Here is a 14,889-nt window from a genome sequence, read left to right on the forward strand (position 1 = left end):
CCGCGGTGGCGGTCGCGTGAACGCAGGGAGTCGCGGCCGGGGCCCTCGCTAAGGTGGCGGACATGACACAGCCCGAGAGCGTCGAGCGCTTCTACAGCATCATCCCCGCCGGCGGCATCGGGTCGAGGCTGTGGCCGCTCAGCCGGGCCGACGCCCCGAAGTTCCTCCACGACCTCACGGGCAGCGGGTCGACCCTCCTCCGCGCCACCTGGGACCGCCTCGCGCCCCTCGCCGGGGAGCAGCGCATCATGGTGGTCACCGGGCGGGCTCACCGGGCGGCGGTCGAGGCGCAGCTGCCCGCCCTCGCCGACCACAACGTCGTCCTCGAGAGCGAGCCGAAGGACAGCACGGCGGCCATCGGCCTCGCCGCGGCCGTCCTCCGCCGCCGGGAGCCCGACGTGATCGTGGGCTCGTTCGCCGCCGACCACGTCATCTCCGACATCCGGGGGTTCCAGCGTGCCGTCGGCGAGGCCATCGTGGCCGCCGACGCGGGCTGGATCACCACGATCGGGATCACCCCGACCGAGCCGGCCATCGGCTTCGGGTACATCCACGCCGGCGCCGCGCTGGCCGTCGACGGGGCGCCGAGCGCCCTCCGCGTCGAGTCGTTCGTCGAGAAGCCGGACCTCGAGACGGCGGAGGGGTACGTCGCGGGGGGCGACTACCTCTGGAACGGCGGCATGTTCATCTCCCGGGCCGACCGCCTCCTGGAGCAGCTCGGCGAGACGCGGCCGGAGCTCCTGGCGGGCCTGGAGGAGCTCGCCGAGGCCTGGGACACCCCTCGTCGAGGAGCCGCCGTCGACAGGATCTGGCCCGGCCTGGAGAAGATCGCGATCGACTACACCGTCGCGGAGCCCGCCGCCGCGGCCGGCCGCCTCGCGGTCATCCCGGGGACCTTCGACTGGGACGACGTCGGCGACTTCGCGTCCATCGCGAAGCTGCACTCCGGCGGGCGCAAGAGCGACCTCGCCATCCTCGGCGAGAACGCCCGGGTGCTCTCGGACGCCTCCAGCGGCATCGTCGTGGGCCACAGCGGCCGGCTCATCTCGCTGATCGGGGTGAACGACATCATCGTGGTCGACACCCCGGACGCCCTCCTGGTCACCACGACGGCGAACGCGCAGCGCGTCAAGTCGGTCGTCGACGCCCTCAAGCTGAGCGGCCGCAGCGACGTCCTCTGACGGCCCGACCGGGCTGTCCTGTTACGGGCCCGTTACGCGACGGTCGCGGTCGTGTAACGCCTCGGTCTCACTCTCCCGGAGCGGTCGGAGGGGCTCCGCGCAGTAGGTAACCTGTCGCCATACGTGCCCGGCGTCTCGTGCCGGGCAGCACCTTGGAGGACAACTTGACTACAACTGCGCGCAGGGCCGTCTTCGGCGGCCTCGCCCTGGCGAGCACCGTCGCCATCCTGGCCGGCTGTGCCTCGGCTCCCGAGAGCGACGACGCCGCGGGCGGCAGCTCCAGCGACTTCGTGCCCTGCATGGTGTCCGACGCCGGCGGCTTCGACGACAAGTCGTTCAACCAGCTGGGCTACGAGGGTCTGACCGAGGCCGCGGAGACCGCGGGCGCCGAGGCCAAGACCGTCGAGTCCGCCGACGAGACCGTCTACGACGCCAACCTCTCGAACCTCGCCGACCAGGGCTGCGGCCTGATCGTCACGGTCGGCTTCGCCCTCGCCGACGCCACGAAGACGGCGGCCGAGGCCAACGCCGGCGTGAACTACGCCACCATCGACGACGCGTCGATCACCGCCGACAACGTCAAGCCGATCACGTTCAACACGTCGGAGGCGGCCTTCCTCGCCGGCTACGCCGCGGCGAGCTACTCGAAGAGCGGCACCGTCGGCACCTTCGGCGGCATGCAGTTCCCGACCGTCACCATCTTCATGGACGGCTTCGCCGACGGCGTCGAGTACTACAACGAGCAGAAGAGCGCCGACGTCAAGGTCGTCGGCTGGGACGTCGCGTCGCAGACCGGCACCTTCACCGGCGGCTTCGAGGCCGGCACCACGGCCAAGCAGAGCGCCCAGACCCTGATCGACCAGGGTGCGGACGTCATCCTGCCCGTCGGCGGACCGATCTACCAGAGCGCCGCCGAGGCCATCCGCGACTCCGGCTCGGACGTCGTCCTGGTCGGCGCCGACTCCGACACCTACGAGACCGACAGCGCCAACAGCGACCTGTTCCTGACCTCGGTGCTCAAGGGCATCAAGCAGGCCACGAACGACGTCGTGACCCAGTCGGCCGACGGCTCGTTCTCGAACGAGCCCTACGTGGGCACCCTCGAGAACGACGGCGTGGGCATCGCTCCGTTCCACGACTACGAGGACAAGGTCGACGCCGGGCTCCAGGACGAGCTCGACACGATCAAGGCCGGCATCATCGACGGCTCGATCGAGGTCGAGTCGCCCTCGGCCCTCAGCTGAGCCGAGCCAGCACCCCCTCAGGCATCGTCTAGCATTGCCTGATCGAGGGCCCGGTCCGGACGGTCTCCACCGTTCGGCCGGGCCCTTCCCACGCCTACACCCGAGGTAGATTGACGAGATGAAGCTCGAGCTCCAGGGCATCACCAAGCGATTCGGCGCACTGACCGCCAACGACCACATCAGCCTCACCGTCGAGCCGGGCGAGATCCACGCCCTCCTCGGTGAGAACGGCGCCGGCAAGTCCACGCTCATGAACGTGCTCTACGGCCTGTACCAGGCCGACGAGGGCGAGATCCTGCTCGACGACGTCGTCCAGCGGTTCTCCGGCCCCGGCGACGCCATGGCGGCGGGCATCGGCATGGTCCACCAGCACTTCATGCTCGTCCCCGTGTTCACGGTGGCGGAGAACGTGATGCTCGGCCACGAGGAGACCCGCCCCGGCGGGCGGCTCGACCTGCAGGCCGCCCGTGCGAAGGTGCGCGAGATCTCCCGGCGCTTCGGCTTCGACATCGACCCCGACGCCGTCGTCGAGGAGCTCCCGGTCGGCGTGCAGCAGCGCGTCGAGATCGTCAAGGCGCTCTCGCGCGACGCCGAGGTCCTCGTCTTCGACGAGCCGACCGCCGTGCTGACCCCTCAAGAGACCGACGAGCTCATGGTCATCATGCGCCAGCTCCGCGACGCCGGCGCGGGCATCGTCTTCATCACCCACAAGCTCCGCGAGGTGCGCGAGGTCGCCGACCGCATCACGGTGATCCGCCTCGGCAAGGTGGTCGGCGAGGCCGAGCCCACGGCGACCAACGCCGAGCTGGCGTCGCTCATGGTCGGCCGCGCGGTGGAGCTCACCGTCCAGAAGGCCCCCGCCGTCCCGGGCGAGGCCGCCCTGGTCGTGGAGGGGCTCCGGGTGCTCGACCCCATCGGCCAGGTCGTCGTCGACGACGTCTCGTTCGAGGTGCGCCGCGGCGAGGTGCTCGCGATCGCGGGCGTCCAGGGCAACGGCCAGACCGAGCTCACCGAGGCGATCCTCGGCCTCCAGGGCCGGGTCGAGGGCCGCGTCACGCTCGACGGGCGCGACATCACGGGGCTGAGCGTCCGCCGCGTGCTCGACGCCGGGGTCGGCTTCGTCCCCGAGGACCGCAACGAGGACGGCCTCGTCGGCGAGTTCACCGTCGCCGAGAACCTCATGCTCGACCGCTCGCAGTCCGGGCCGTTCGTCAAGCGCGGCTCGCTGCGCCTCGCCGAGCTCGCCGCCTTCGCGGTCGAGAAGGTGCGGGAGTTCGACATCCGCACCCAGGGCATCACCACGCCCGCCGGGCGCCTGTCGGGCGGCAACCAGCAGAAGGTCGTGCTCGCGCGCGAGCTGAGCCGCGACCTGCGCCTCTTCGTGGCGGCCCAGCCCACCCGCGGCATCGACGTCGGGTCGATCGAGTTCGTCCACAAGCGCATCGTCGAGACGCGCGACCAGGGCGTGCCCGTCATCGTCGTCTCGACCGAGCTCGACGAGGTCGTGGCCCTGGCCGACCGCATCGCCGTGATGTACCGCGGCTCGATCATCGGCATCGTCCCCGCCGACACCCCCCGCGACGTGCTGGGGCTCATGATGGCCGGCGAGACGCCGCACGGAACGGAGCAGGCAGCGTGAGCGACGCCACCACCACGACCACCCCGACCCCGGCAGGCGGCCCGGCCGCCCCGGAGACGCGACCGGACGACTCGCGCGGGTCGCGCCTCCTGCGGGAGATCACGACCGGCAACGCGGCCATCTCGGTCCTCGCCGTGGTGCTCGCCCTCGTCGTCTCGGGCCTGCTGATCGGCTTCACCGACCCCACGGTCCAGTCGACCCTCGGGTACTTCGCGTCGCGGCCGACCGACTTCTTCCAGGCCTTCGGCCGGACGGTGGGCGGGGCGTACTCGTCGCTCTTCCAGGGCGCGGTCTACAACTTCCGGGTCGACGGCTTCGCCGCCGGGATCCGCCCGCTCACCGAGACGCTCAACTACTCGGTGCCGCTCATCGCGGCCGGTCTCGGCGTCGCCCTCGCCTTCCGGGTCGGCCTCTTCAACATCGGTGCCCGCGGCCAGATGCTCGTCGCGGCCGGAGCGGCGGGGTGGGTCGGCTTCTCGTTCGACCTGCCGCTCGCGGTCCACCTGCCCCTCGCGCTCCTGGCCGGCATCGCCGGCGGAGCCGTGTGGGGCGGGCTCGTCGGCCTGCTGAAGGCCAGGACGGGCGCGCACGAGGTGATCCTCACGATCATGCTCAACTACATCGCCTTCTACCTGATCTCGTTCGCCCTGCGCACGCCGGGCCTCCTGCAGGCCCCGGGCAGCCCGAACCCGAAGTCGCCCGCCACGCTCCCGAGCGCCGTGCTGCCCGACCTCTTCGGGGCCCGCTACAACCTCAACTGGGGCTTCATCCTGGTGATCGTCGTGACCGCCGTCGTCTGGTGGCTGATCAACCGGTCGACGCTCGGGTTCCGGTTCCGCGCGGTGGGCGAGAACCCCCACGCTGCCCGCACGGCCGGCATGGACGTCAAGAACATCTACCTGTACGCCATGCTCATCTCCGGCGCGCTGGCGGGCGTCGCGGGCTCGACGCAGGTGCTCGGCACGCTGACCACGGGCTTCACCGCGGGCATCGACGCCGGCATCGGCTTCGACGCCATCACGGTCGCTCTGCTCGGTCGCTCGCGCCCGTGGGGCGTCTTCGGCGCCGGCGTGCTCTTCGGCGCCCTCAAGGCCGGCGGCTACTCGATGCAGGCGGCCAACGGCGTGCCGATCGACATCGTGCTCGTCGTGCAGTCCCTGATCGTGCTGTTCGTCGCGGCCCCGCCGCTCGTCCGCAGCATCTTCCGTCTGCCCGCGCCGGGTGCCCGCAGGGCCCCCCGCGCCTCGAAGAAGGAGGCGGTGGTCACCAAGTGAGCACCCTCACCCCCGACGTCGCGGCTCCCGCCGCGCCCACGCCCGGCCTCGCCCGCGCCGTCACGCGCAGCTTCAAGGCCCCGATCGCGTTCGCGGTCTTCTCGGTCATCGCCGTCGTGCTCTTCGTCGGCCTGCAGCGGGAGGGCCGGAGCACCTTCCGCCTCTCGACGCCCACCGACTTCTTCGCCCTGCCCGACGCGGTGCTGCCGTCCGCCGCGACGGGCGTCGTCCTCACCGTCGTGCTGGTGCTGCTGACCGTCGGCGCGTTCCTCCTGGCCGTCCGCGCCGCGCGCGTGCCGATCTGGCTGGTCAGCGTGTTCGGCGTGGTCTTCCTCGTCGCCTTCCTCACCTGGACGAGCGCCGACGCGACGATCCCCGTGCCGGGCCTCCTGCTCGGGGCCCTCGCGCTCAGCACGCCGCTCATCTTCGGCGCCCTGGGCGGCGTCATCTCGGAGCGGGTCGGCGTCGTGAACGTCGCGATCGAGGGGCAGCTGCTGGCCGGCGCCTTCGTCTCGGCCGTGGTGGCCTCGGCCACCGGGTCGGCCGTCGTCGGCCTCGCCTCGGCCATGGTCGCGGGCGTGCTCGTCTCGATGGTCCTCGCGGTGTTCAGCATCCGCTACATCGTCGACCAGGTGATCGTCGGCGTCGTGCTCAACGTGCTCGTCACGGGCCTCACGAGCTTCCTGTACTCACAGGTGCTCACGAAGTCGGAGGCGCTCAACGAGGGCGTCCGCTTCCCGCAGCTGCCGATCCCCGGCCTGAGCCAGATCCCGATCATCGGGCCGGTGTTCTTCCGCCAGACGATCATCGTCTACCTGATGTACGTCGCGATCGCCGTCGTCTTCTACGGGCTCTTCCGCACCCGGTGGGGGCTGCGCCTCCGCGCCGTCGGCGAGCACCCGCAGGCCGCCGACACCGTGGGCATCAAGGTCAACGCGACCCGGTTCTGGAACGTCTCCCTCGCCGGTGCCATCGCCGGCCTGGGCGGGGCGTACTTCACCCTCGGCTCGCTGGGCAACTTCCAGAAGGAGATGACGGCGGGGGCGGGCTTCATCGCCCTGGCCGCCGTGATCTTCGGCCGGTGGGACCCGATCAAGGCCACGCTCGCGGCGCTGCTGTTCGGCTTCGCCTCGAACCTCCAGAACGTGCTCGGGGCCATCGGCTCCCCGGTGCCGAGCGAGTTCATGCTGATGCTGCCCTACGTCGTGACGATCTTCGCCGTCGCGGGGCTCGTCGGCCAGTCCCGCGGCCCGGCCGCCTCCGGCAAGGCCTACGTGAAGTCGTGAGCGTCGTCGAGTCCACCGACTGGGAGGCCCTCCGGGCCGCGGCCCGGGCGGCCATGTCCAAGGCGTACGTCCCCTACTCGAAGTTCCCCGTGGGGGCGGCCGCGCTGACGACCGACGGCCGGCTCGTCTCGGGCTGCAACATCGAGAACGCGTCGTACGGCATCACGCTCTGCGCCGAGTGCTCCCTCGTCTCCGACCTCGTCATGGGCGGCGGGGGGCGACTCGTCGCCTTCGCCTGCGTCGACGGCAACGGCGACGTCCTGATGCCATGCGGCCGCTGCCGGCAGCTGCTCTACGAGCACTCCGACGCCTCCATGGTGCTCGACACCGTCTCGGGCTTCCGCACGATCGACGAGGTCATCCCCGACGCGTTCGGGCCGCGCCAGCTCGAGGAGTTCCGCGCCTCGCAGGCGTAGGCGCCCCTCGGGGCGTGCACCGCGCCTCCTCGCCCCCGCCCTCCGTCCGGCGTCGTTCCGGGGCCGGCGAGACACCTCCGGAACGACGCCGCCACCGCTGAGGAGACCCCATGACCACCACCGTCGAGCCCTTCGACACCGTCGACCTGATCCGCGTCAAGCGCGGCTCTGGCGCCCTCAGCACCGCGCAGATCGACTGGCTGATCGACGCCTACACCCGCGGGTACGTGGCGGACGAGCAGATGTCGGCGCTGACGATGGCGATCTTCCTCAACGGCATGGAGCGCCGCGAGATCCGCGACATGACCCTGGCCATGATCCGCAGCGGCGAGACGATGGACTTCGCCGGCCTCGGCAAGACCACCGTCGACAAGCACTCGACCGGGGGAGTGGGCGACAAGATCACGCTGCCGCTCGCCCCGCTCGTGGCCTCGTTCGGCGTCGCCGTGCCGCAGCTCTCGGGCCGCGGCCTCGGCCACACGGGCGGCACGCTCGACAAGCTCGAGTCGATCCCCGGCTGGCAGGCGTCGATCTCGAACGAGCGGATGCGCGAGATCATGGCCGACACCGGCGCGGTCGTCTGCGCGGCCGGCTCGGGCCTCGCCCCGGCCGACGGCAAGCTGTACGCGCTCCGCGACATCACCGGCACCGTGGAGTGCATCCCCCTCATCGCGTCGTCGATCATGAGCAAGAAGATCGCGGAGGGCACGGCGGCCCTGGTGCTCGACGTCAAGTTCGGCTCGGGCGCCTTCATCCAGGACATCGAGCAGTCGCGCCTGCTCGCCCGCACGATGGTCGACCTCGGCACCGACGCCGGGGTCGCGACGACCGCCCTGCTCACCGACATGAACGTGCCGCTCGGCCTGACGATCGGCAACGCCCTCGAGGTGCGCGAGTCCGTCGAGACCCTCGCCGGCGGCGGCCCGGCCGACATCCGGGAGCTCACGGTCGCGCTGGCGCGCGAGATGCTGACCCTCGCCGGCCAGCCCGACGCCGACGTGGAGGCCGCGCTCGACGACGGCCGCGCGATGGACGCCTGGAAGGCCATGATCCGCGCCCAGGGCGGCGACCCGGACGCGGCGCTCCCGACCGCGCGCGAGACGCACGTCGTCACGGCAGAGCGCAGCGGGTACCTCACCGAGCAGCGGGCGCTGCCCTTCGGCGTGGGCGCCTGGCGCCTGGGCGCGGGCCGTGCCCGCAAGCAGGACCCCGTCCAGGCCGCGGCCGGCATCGAGCTGCACGCGAAGCCGGGCGACGCGGTGACGGCGGGCCAGCCCCTGTTCACGCTGCACACCGACGAGCCCGCGCGCTTCGAGCGCGCGCTCGAGGCGGTGCAGGGCGCCTGGAGCATCGGCGACGAGCGGACGACCCGCGGCCCGATCGTGGCCGAGCGCGTCTCCTGACGCCCGTCCCGGCGGCGTCCAGCCGGTGTGCCGGGCGTGCCCGACGAGCGCCCGGCTGGCTCGCCGTGGTCGTCCAGGGTCGGGGGCCCGCGCACGGGTAGGTTGGTCCCCATGAGCGCTCCGGACAAGGACTACCGACTGCCTGACGGCGGCCCCAGCATCGTCTCCCTCCCCAAGGTGTCGTTGCACGACCACCTCGACGGCGGGCTCCGCCCCTCGACGATCATCGAGCTGGCCGACGAGATCGGCTACGACCTGCCGGTCGGGGGCGACGCGGAGGCGCTCGAGCGCTGGTTCGTCGAGAGCGCGGACTCCGGCAACCTGCCCGACTACCTCGCCACCTTCGACGTGACGACGGCGGTCATGCAGACCGAGGCGGGCCTGCACCGCGTGGCCCGTGAGTTCGTCCTCGACCTGGCAGCCGACGGCGTCGTGCACGGCGAGGTCCGCTGGGCCCCCGAGCAGCACCTCACCGCCGGCCTGTCGCTCGACGCGACGGTGGAGGCCGTCCAGGCGGGCATCGACCAGGCCGTGGAGGAGCTCTCCGGCCAGGGCCACGACATCTCCGTCGGCCAGCTGATCACGGCCATGCGCCACGCCGACCGCGGTCTCGAGATCGCCCAGCTCGCGGTGCGCCACCGGGAGAACGGCGTCGTCGGGTTCGACATCGCCGGCGCCGAGGCGGGCTTCCCCGCCAGCGCCCACCGTCCCGCCTTCGACCTCCTCGCGCGCGAGTTCTTCCCGGTCACCGTGCACGCCGGCGAGGCCGACGGCCTCGACAGCATCCGCAGCGCCCTCCTCGACGGCCGCGCCCTGCGCCTCGGCCACGGCGTCCGCCTCGCGGAGGACATCCGTGTCGTCGAGGCCCGTGGCGGCCAGACCACGGTCGAGCTCGGCCCGATCGCGTCGTGGGTCCGCGACCGCGAGATCGCCCTCGAGCTCTCCCCGCAGTCGAACCTCCAGACCGGGGCGATCTCGGCCTGGGGCACCGACCTCGACGACCACCCCTTCGACCTGCTCTACCAGCTCGGCTACCGGGTCACGGTCAACACCGACAACCGCCTGATGAGCGACACGAGCCTCAGCAAGGAGCTCGCGCTGCTGGCCCAGGCGTTCGACTACGGCCTCGACGACCTGCTCGCGTTCCAGCTCAACGCCGCCGCGTCGAGCTTCCTGCCGCTGGAGGACCGCGACGAGCTGGCCGACCGCATCACGGCGGGGTTCGAGGCGGTCTGACGTGACGCTGCCCCCGGTGCCCGACTCCGCCGTCGTCATCGCCGCGCCCGTCACCGACTGGCGCGCGGCGGTGCACGCGGCGGCCGACGCGCTGGTCGCCTCCGGGTCGGCGCTGCCCGGCTACGGCGACGAGATGGTGCGGATGATCGACGAGCACGGCCCGTACGTCGTCATCGCGCCGGGACTCGCGCTCGCCCACGCCCGGCCCGACGACCTCGTGCTGCGTGACGGCCTCGCCGTCGTCACCCTCGCGGCTCCCGTGGCCTTCGGGCACCCGCACAACGACCCGGTGAGCGTCGTGCTCGGCCTCGCCGTCGAGTCGGTGGGCGGTCACCTCGAGTCGATCGCCGACATCGCGAACGTCTTCAACGACGCCTCGGTCATCCCCGCCCTCGCCGGCGCGGCCTCCGCCGACGAGGTCCGTCGGCTGCTCGGCGCTCCCGCCGTGGCCGACGGCGGCCGCTCGACGCCCGAGGAGGGCTCCCCGTGAAGATCGTGACCATCTGCGGCGTCGGCATCGGCAGCAGCGGCATCCTCAAGGTCAACGCCGAGCGCGTCCTGGCCAAGCTCGACATCGAGGCGGACGTCGTCGCGGCCGACATCGGCTCCCTGGTGGGGGTCGCCGACGACGCCCAGGTGATCCTGACCTCCGCCGAGTTCGTCGAGGCCATCGGCCAGACCTTCGCCGACGTCATCGTCATCCAGAACCACTTCGACCAGCAGGAGCTCACCGAGAAGCTGCAGCGTTCGCTGGGCTGACGGAGCCGGTCCAGGCACGGACGCACGGACGGAGGCCGCCCACCTCAGGGGAGCGGCCTCCGTCCTCGTCTCGCGGCGGACTAGGCCAGCAACGCCCGCATGCCCGCGTCGAGGTCGGCCACGGCCGCCTCGGCGGCGGCCCGGCGAGCCAGGGCGTCTCCGTCGGTGCTCGACGCGTCGATGTAGACCTTGAGCTTCGGCTCCGTGCCGCTCGGGCGCACGATGACCCTCGAGCCGTCGGTGAACCAGAAGCGGAGGACGTCGCCCGCGGGGAACTCCCCGAAGCCGTCCACGAAGTCGTCGACGTGGTCGACCCGTCGCGTGCCGACCTGGCGGGGCGGCGACTGGCGGAGTCGCGTGGTCAGCTCCGTGATCCGCTCCAGGTCGTCGACGCGCAGCGAGATCTGCGAGGAGGCGTAGGCGCCGAACTCGGCGTCGAAGTCGCGCAGGTGCTCGGCGATGCTCGAGCCCCGGCCGTGCAGCTCGGTGGCCAGGGCCAGGATCTCGACGGCGGCGGAGATGCCGTCCTTGTCACGGACCTTCGCGGGGTCGACCAGGTAGCCGAGGGCCTCCTCGTAGCCGTACAGCAGGCCGCCGACGCGGGAGACCCACTTGAAGCCGGTGAGGGTGTCGCGGTAGTCGAGGTCGTAGCGGCGGGCGACCTCCCGGAGGGCCGGCGACGAGACGATGCTCGCCGCGAGGGTCCCGTCGACGTCGTCCCGGCGGGCGCGCTCGGCGGCACGCCACCCCAGCAGGGCCCCGACCTCGTTGCCGGTCAGGCGCCGCCACCCCTCGGGGCCCGGCACGGCGACCGCGAGGCGGTCCGCGTCCGGGTCGTTGGCGATGACGAGGTCGGCGGAGACGCGGTCGGCGGTGGCGAAGGCCAGGTCGAGCGCCCCGGGCTCCTCGGGGTTCGGGAAGGCGACCGTGGGGAAGGCGGGGTCGGGCGCCGACTGCTCGGCGACGGGCACGGGCTCGGTGAAGCCGGCCGTCGCGAAGACGCGACGGGCGACCTCCCACCCGACGCCGTGCATGGCCGTGTAGACGACGCGGGGCTGCGAGCCCGACGCGGCGGTGCCGGCGAGGGCCGCGGTGCGCGCCACGTACTCGCCGACGAGGTCGTCGCCGGCTTCCCGGTGGTCGTCGGAGCGGGGGATCTCCGACACCGGCCGGCGCGCGGCCTCCTCGATCAGGGCGGCGATCTCCGTGTCGACCGGCGACACGATCTGCGACCCGGCGTCGAGGCCGCCGAGGTACACCTTGTAGCCGTTGTCGGCGGCGGGGTTGTGGCTCGCGGTCACCATGACCCCGGCGCTGACGTCGAGGTGGCGCACGGCGAAGGCGAGCACGGGGGTGGGCAGCGCCCGGGGCAGCAGCGTGGCGGAGACGCCCGCCGCGGCCATGATCTCCGCCGTGTCGCGGGCGAAGACGTCGCTGTTGGTCCGGCCGTCGTAGCCGATGACGATCGACGGCGTGGCCTCACGGCCGACCAGGAAGGCCGCGAAGCCCGCTGCCGCCTGGGCCACGAGCACGCGGTTCATGCGGTTCGGGCCGGCTCCGAGGGCGCCGCGGAGGCCCGCCGTGCCGAACTGCAGGCGGCCGTCGAAGCGGTCGCGCAGCTCGGCGGTCGCCGCGGCGTCGCCCGACCGCGCCGCCGTCAGCAGCGCGGCGAGCTCGGCGCGGGTGACCTCGTCAGGGTCCTGGTCGAGCCAGGCCTGCGCGTCGGCGAGGAGGTCCGTGGTCGCGTCGCCGCTCACAGGGCCGCCACGATGCGGGAGAGCAGGTCGCTGATGGCGGCCTCGGCGTCACGGCCGGCCTGCAGCACCTCCTGGTGCGACAGCGGCTCCTTCTGGATGCCGGCGGCGAGGTTGGTGATGAGCGACATGCCGAGGATCTCCATGCCGGCCTGGCGGGCGGCGATGGCCTCGAGGGCCGTCGACATGCCGACGATGTGGCCGCCCATGGCCTTCGCCATCTGCACCTCGGCGGGGGTCTCGTAGTGCGGCCCGCGGAACTGCGTGTAGACGCCCTCGTCGAGCGAGGGGTCGATGCCCTTGGCGAGCTCGCGGAGCCGCGCCGAGTAGAGGTCGGTGAGGTCGATGAAGGTCGCGCCCTCGAGGGGGGAGTCGGCGGTCAGGTTGATGTGGTCGCTGATCAGCACGGGGCTGCCCGGCTTCCAGGTCTCCTTGATGCCGCCCGCGCCGTTGGTGAGGATCATCGTGGTCGCGCCGGTGGCGGCCGCGGTGCGGACGCTGTGCACGACACGGCGGACGCCGTGGCCCTCGTAGTAGTGCGTGCGGGCGCCGATGACGAGGGCGTGCTTGCCGCTGGGAAGCAGGATGCTGCGGATCGAGCCGGTGTGGCCGACGACCGCGGAGGCGCTGAAGCCGGTGATCTCGGTGGCGGGCACCTCGGCGACGGTCTCGCCGATCAGGTCGGCCGCCGCGGCCCAGCCGCTGCCCAGCGTGAGGGCGATGTCGTGGCGCTCGACGCCGGTGGCCCGGGCGATGTCGGCAGCGGCGGTGCGGGCGACCTCGAACGGGTCGGCAGCGGGGTCGTCGAGGGGGTGCGTGGGTGTCTCGGACATGCGCTCCACTCTAGGGTCTGCTCCCCGGGCCGGCGGGCGCCGCCGCGGGCGTCAGTCGATGCTGAGCAGCACGTGCCCCGACGACACCGTCTGGCCGACCGTGGCCGAGATGCCCGAGACGACGCCGTCGCGGTGGGCCGCGACCGGCTGCTCCATCTTCATCGCCTCGAGCACGAGCACGAGATCGCCCTTGACGACCGACTGGCCCTCCTCGACGGCGAGCTTGACGACGGTGGCCTGCATGGGCGACGTCACCTGCGAGCCCGTCGCGGTGACGACGGTCGACCCGCCGGAGCGCCGGCGGGGAGCGGCGGCGGGAGGCGCGGTGCGGGCCCCCAGACCGGCCGGCAGCGAGACCTCGACGCGCTTGCCGCCGACCTCGACCACGACGGTCGTGCGCTCGTCGAGCGCGCGCGGCGCCTCGGCCTCGCCGCTCCAGGCGGGGATGTCGTTCTCGAACTCGGTCTCGATCCACCGGGTGTAGATCGAGAAGGGCGCCCCGTCGGCCGGGGCGAAGGCGGGGTCGCGCACGATGGCGCGGTGGAACGGCAGGACGGTGGGGAGGCCGGCGACCGTGAACTCGTCGAGGGCCCGGCGCGAGCGCTCGAGGGCCTCCTCGCGGGTGGCCCCGGTGACGATCAGCTTGGCCAGCAGGGAGTCGAACGACCCGCTGATCTCGTCGCCCGCCTGCACGCCGCTGTCGACGCGGACGCCGGGGCCGGTCGGGGCGGAGAACACGTGGACGGGGCCGGGGGCGGGCATGAAGCCCCGCCCGGCGTCCTCGCCGTTGATGCGGAACTCGAACGAGTGCCCGCGGGCGACGGGGTCGCCGTACTCGAGCGCGCCGCCCTCGGCGAGGCGGAACTGCTCGCGCACGAGGTCGATGCCGGTGACCTCCTCCGAGACCGGGTGCTCGACCTGGAGGCGCGTGTTCACCTCGAGGAAGGAGACGGTGCCGTCCTTCCCGACGAGGAACTCGCAGGTGCCGGCGCCGACGTACCCGACCTCGCGGAGGATGGCCTTCGACGCGCTGTAGAGGGCCTCCACCTGGGCCTCCGTCAGGAACGGCGCGGGCGCCTCCTCGACGAGCTTCTGGTGACGGCGCTGCAGCGAGCAGTCGCGCGTGGAGACGACCACGACGTTGCCGTGCTGGTCGGCGAGGCACTGGGTCTCGACGTGCCGGGGCTGGTCGAGGTACTTCTCGACGAAGCACTCGCCGCGGCCGAACGCGGCGACGGCCTCGCGCGTCGCCGACTCGAAGAGCTCGGGGACCTCCTCGCGGGTGCGGGCGACCTTGAGGCCGCGGCCGCCGCCGCCGAACGCCGCCTTGATGGCGACGGGGAGGCCGTGCTGGTCGACGAACTCGAGCACCTCATCGGCCCCGGAGACCGGGTTGAGCGTGCCGGGGGCGAGCGGGGCGCCGACGCGCTCGGCGATGTGGCGGGCGCTGACCTTGTCGCCCAGCTGCTCGATGGCCTCGGGCGAGGGCCCGATCCAGACGAGCCCGGCGGCCGTGACGGCGCGCGCGAAGTCGGCGTTCTCGGCGAGGAACCCGTAGCCCGGGTGCACCGCGTCCGCGCCCGAGCGGCGGGCGACGGAGAGGATCTTGTCGATGACGAGGTACGTCTCGGCGCTCGTCGTGCCCTCGAGCGCGTAGGCCTCGTCGGCGAGGCGGGCGTGCTGGGCGTCGCGGTCCTGGTCGGCGTAGACGGCGACGGAGCCGATGCCGCTGTCGCGGGCGGCCCGGATCACGCGGACGGCGATCTCTCCACGGTTGGCGATGAGGACCTTGCTGATACGAGGCATAGTTCCTCACCCTATTGCGCGGTCGACCCTTTTCTTTGGCTGACGTGCACAAGAACAC

At 72.5% G+C, this 14,889-nt stretch carries 13 protein-coding genes; 10 read left to right on the plus strand and 3 right to left on the minus strand.

Going from position 1 to position 14,889, the window contains the following annotated elements; genetic code table 11:
• Positions 1 to 62: 62 nt before the first annotated feature.
• From ASF82_RS03140 to ASF82_RS03185, 10 genes are all read left to right on the plus strand, one after another.
• Positions 63 to 1,181: a mannose-1-phosphate guanylyltransferase gene (locus ASF82_RS03140; RefSeq protein ID WP_056053241.1), complete on the plus strand. Its 1,119-nt coding sequence runs from the start codon at positions 63 to 65 to the stop codon at positions 1,179 to 1,181.
• 164 nt (positions 1,182 to 1,345) lie between these two features.
• Positions 1,346 to 2,425 carry a BMP family protein gene (locus tag ASF82_RS03145; RefSeq protein ID WP_056053244.1) on the plus strand — a complete coding sequence of 360 codons (1,080 nt, stop codon included), beginning with the start codon at positions 1,346 to 1,348 and terminating at the stop codon, positions 2,423 to 2,425.
• Between the two features lie 118 nt (positions 2,426 to 2,543).
• Positions 2,544 to 4,064, plus strand: coding sequence for an ABC transporter ATP-binding protein (locus ASF82_RS03150; protein ID WP_056053245.1), 1,521 nt, complete (start codon positions 2,544 to 2,546; stop codon positions 4,062 to 4,064).
• Positions 4,061 to 5,338 carry an ABC transporter permease gene (locus ASF82_RS03155; protein WP_082514272.1) on the plus strand — a complete coding sequence of 426 codons (1,278 nt, stop codon included), beginning with the start codon at positions 4,061 to 4,063 and terminating at the stop codon, positions 5,336 to 5,338. The genes ASF82_RS03150 and ASF82_RS03155 overlap by 4 nt, the downstream gene beginning before the upstream one ends.
• Entirely contained in the window at positions 5,335 to 6,624 is a 1,290-nt protein-coding gene (locus ASF82_RS03160; protein WP_056053248.1) for an ABC transporter permease, read from the plus strand. Before ASF82_RS03155 ends, ASF82_RS03160 begins: the two co-directional genes overlap by 4 nt.
• A complete protein-coding gene (locus ASF82_RS03165) occupies positions 6,621 to 7,040 on the plus strand; it encodes a cytidine deaminase (protein WP_255354139.1) in 420 nt (139 codons plus the stop codon). The genes ASF82_RS03160 and ASF82_RS03165 overlap by 4 nt, the downstream gene beginning before the upstream one ends.
• A gap of 110 nt (positions 7,041 to 7,150) precedes the next feature.
• Positions 7,151 to 8,443 carry a thymidine phosphorylase gene (locus ASF82_RS03170; RefSeq protein WP_056053251.1) on the plus strand — a complete coding sequence of 431 codons (1,293 nt, stop codon included), beginning with the start codon at positions 7,151 to 7,153 and terminating at the stop codon, positions 8,441 to 8,443.
• 111 nt (positions 8,444 to 8,554) lie between these two features.
• A complete protein-coding gene (locus tag ASF82_RS03175) occupies positions 8,555 to 9,679 on the plus strand; it encodes an adenosine deaminase (protein WP_056053254.1) in 1,125 nt (374 codons plus the stop codon).
• 1 nt (position 9,680) lies between these two features.
• A complete protein-coding gene (locus ASF82_RS03180) occupies positions 9,681 to 10,169 on the plus strand; it encodes a PTS sugar transporter subunit IIA (protein ID WP_056053258.1) in 489 nt (162 codons plus the stop codon).
• A complete protein-coding gene (locus tag ASF82_RS03185) occupies positions 10,166 to 10,438 on the plus strand; it encodes a PTS sugar transporter subunit IIB (protein WP_056053260.1) in 273 nt (90 codons plus the stop codon). The genes ASF82_RS03180 and ASF82_RS03185 overlap by 4 nt, the downstream gene beginning before the upstream one ends.
• A gap of 80 nt (positions 10,439 to 10,518) precedes the next feature.
• Here ASF82_RS03185 and ASF82_RS03190 read toward each other — a convergent pair whose 3' ends face one another.
• Genes ASF82_RS03190 through ASF82_RS03200 form a run of 3 tightly spaced genes read right to left on the minus strand, consistent with a single transcriptional unit; the run spans position 10,519 to position 14,831 of the window.
• Positions 10,519 to 12,195 carry a phospho-sugar mutase gene (locus ASF82_RS03190; protein ID WP_056053264.1) on the minus strand — a complete coding sequence of 559 codons (1,677 nt, stop codon included), beginning with the start codon at positions 12,193 to 12,195 and terminating at the stop codon, positions 10,519 to 10,521.
• Positions 12,192 to 13,025 carry a purine-nucleoside phosphorylase gene (locus tag ASF82_RS03195; RefSeq protein WP_056053268.1) on the minus strand — a complete coding sequence of 278 codons (834 nt, stop codon included), beginning with the start codon at positions 13,023 to 13,025 and terminating at the stop codon, positions 12,192 to 12,194. The genes ASF82_RS03190 and ASF82_RS03195 overlap by 4 nt, the downstream gene beginning before the upstream one ends.
• Before the next feature lie 51 nt (positions 13,026 to 13,076).
• Positions 13,077 to 14,831 carry a biotin carboxylase N-terminal domain-containing protein gene (locus ASF82_RS03200; RefSeq protein ID WP_056053271.1) on the minus strand — a complete coding sequence of 585 codons (1,755 nt, stop codon included), beginning with the start codon at positions 14,829 to 14,831 and terminating at the stop codon, positions 13,077 to 13,079.
• Positions 14,832 to 14,889: the final 58 nt, after the last annotated feature.

The organism is Frigoribacterium sp. Leaf164, assembly GCF_001423665.1.
Lineage (GTDB): Bacteria > Actinomycetota > Actinomycetes > Actinomycetales > Microbacteriaceae > Frigoribacterium > Frigoribacterium endophyticum.

Coding starts and splice junctions, on each gene's coding strand:
- ASF82_RS03140 (WP_056053241.1), top strand. CDS start 63: ATGACACAGCCCGAGAGCGTCGAGCGCTTCTACAGCATCATCCCCGCC.
- ASF82_RS03150 (WP_056053245.1), top strand. CDS start 2,544: ATGAAGCTCGAGCTCCAGGGCATCACCAAGCGATTCGGCGCACTGACC.
- ASF82_RS03170 (WP_056053251.1), top strand. CDS start 7,151: ATGACCACCACCGTCGAGCCCTTCGACACCGTCGACCTGATCCGCGTC.
- ASF82_RS03175 (WP_056053254.1), top strand. CDS start 8,555: ATGAGCGCTCCGGACAAGGACTACCGACTGCCTGACGGCGGCCCCAGC.
- ASF82_RS03195 (WP_056053268.1), bottom strand. CDS start 13,025: ATGTCCGAGACACCCACGCACCCCCTCGACGACCCCGCTGCCGACCCG.
- ASF82_RS03200 (WP_056053271.1), bottom strand. CDS start 14,831: ATGCCTCGTATCAGCAAGGTCCTCATCGCCAACCGTGGAGAGATCGCC.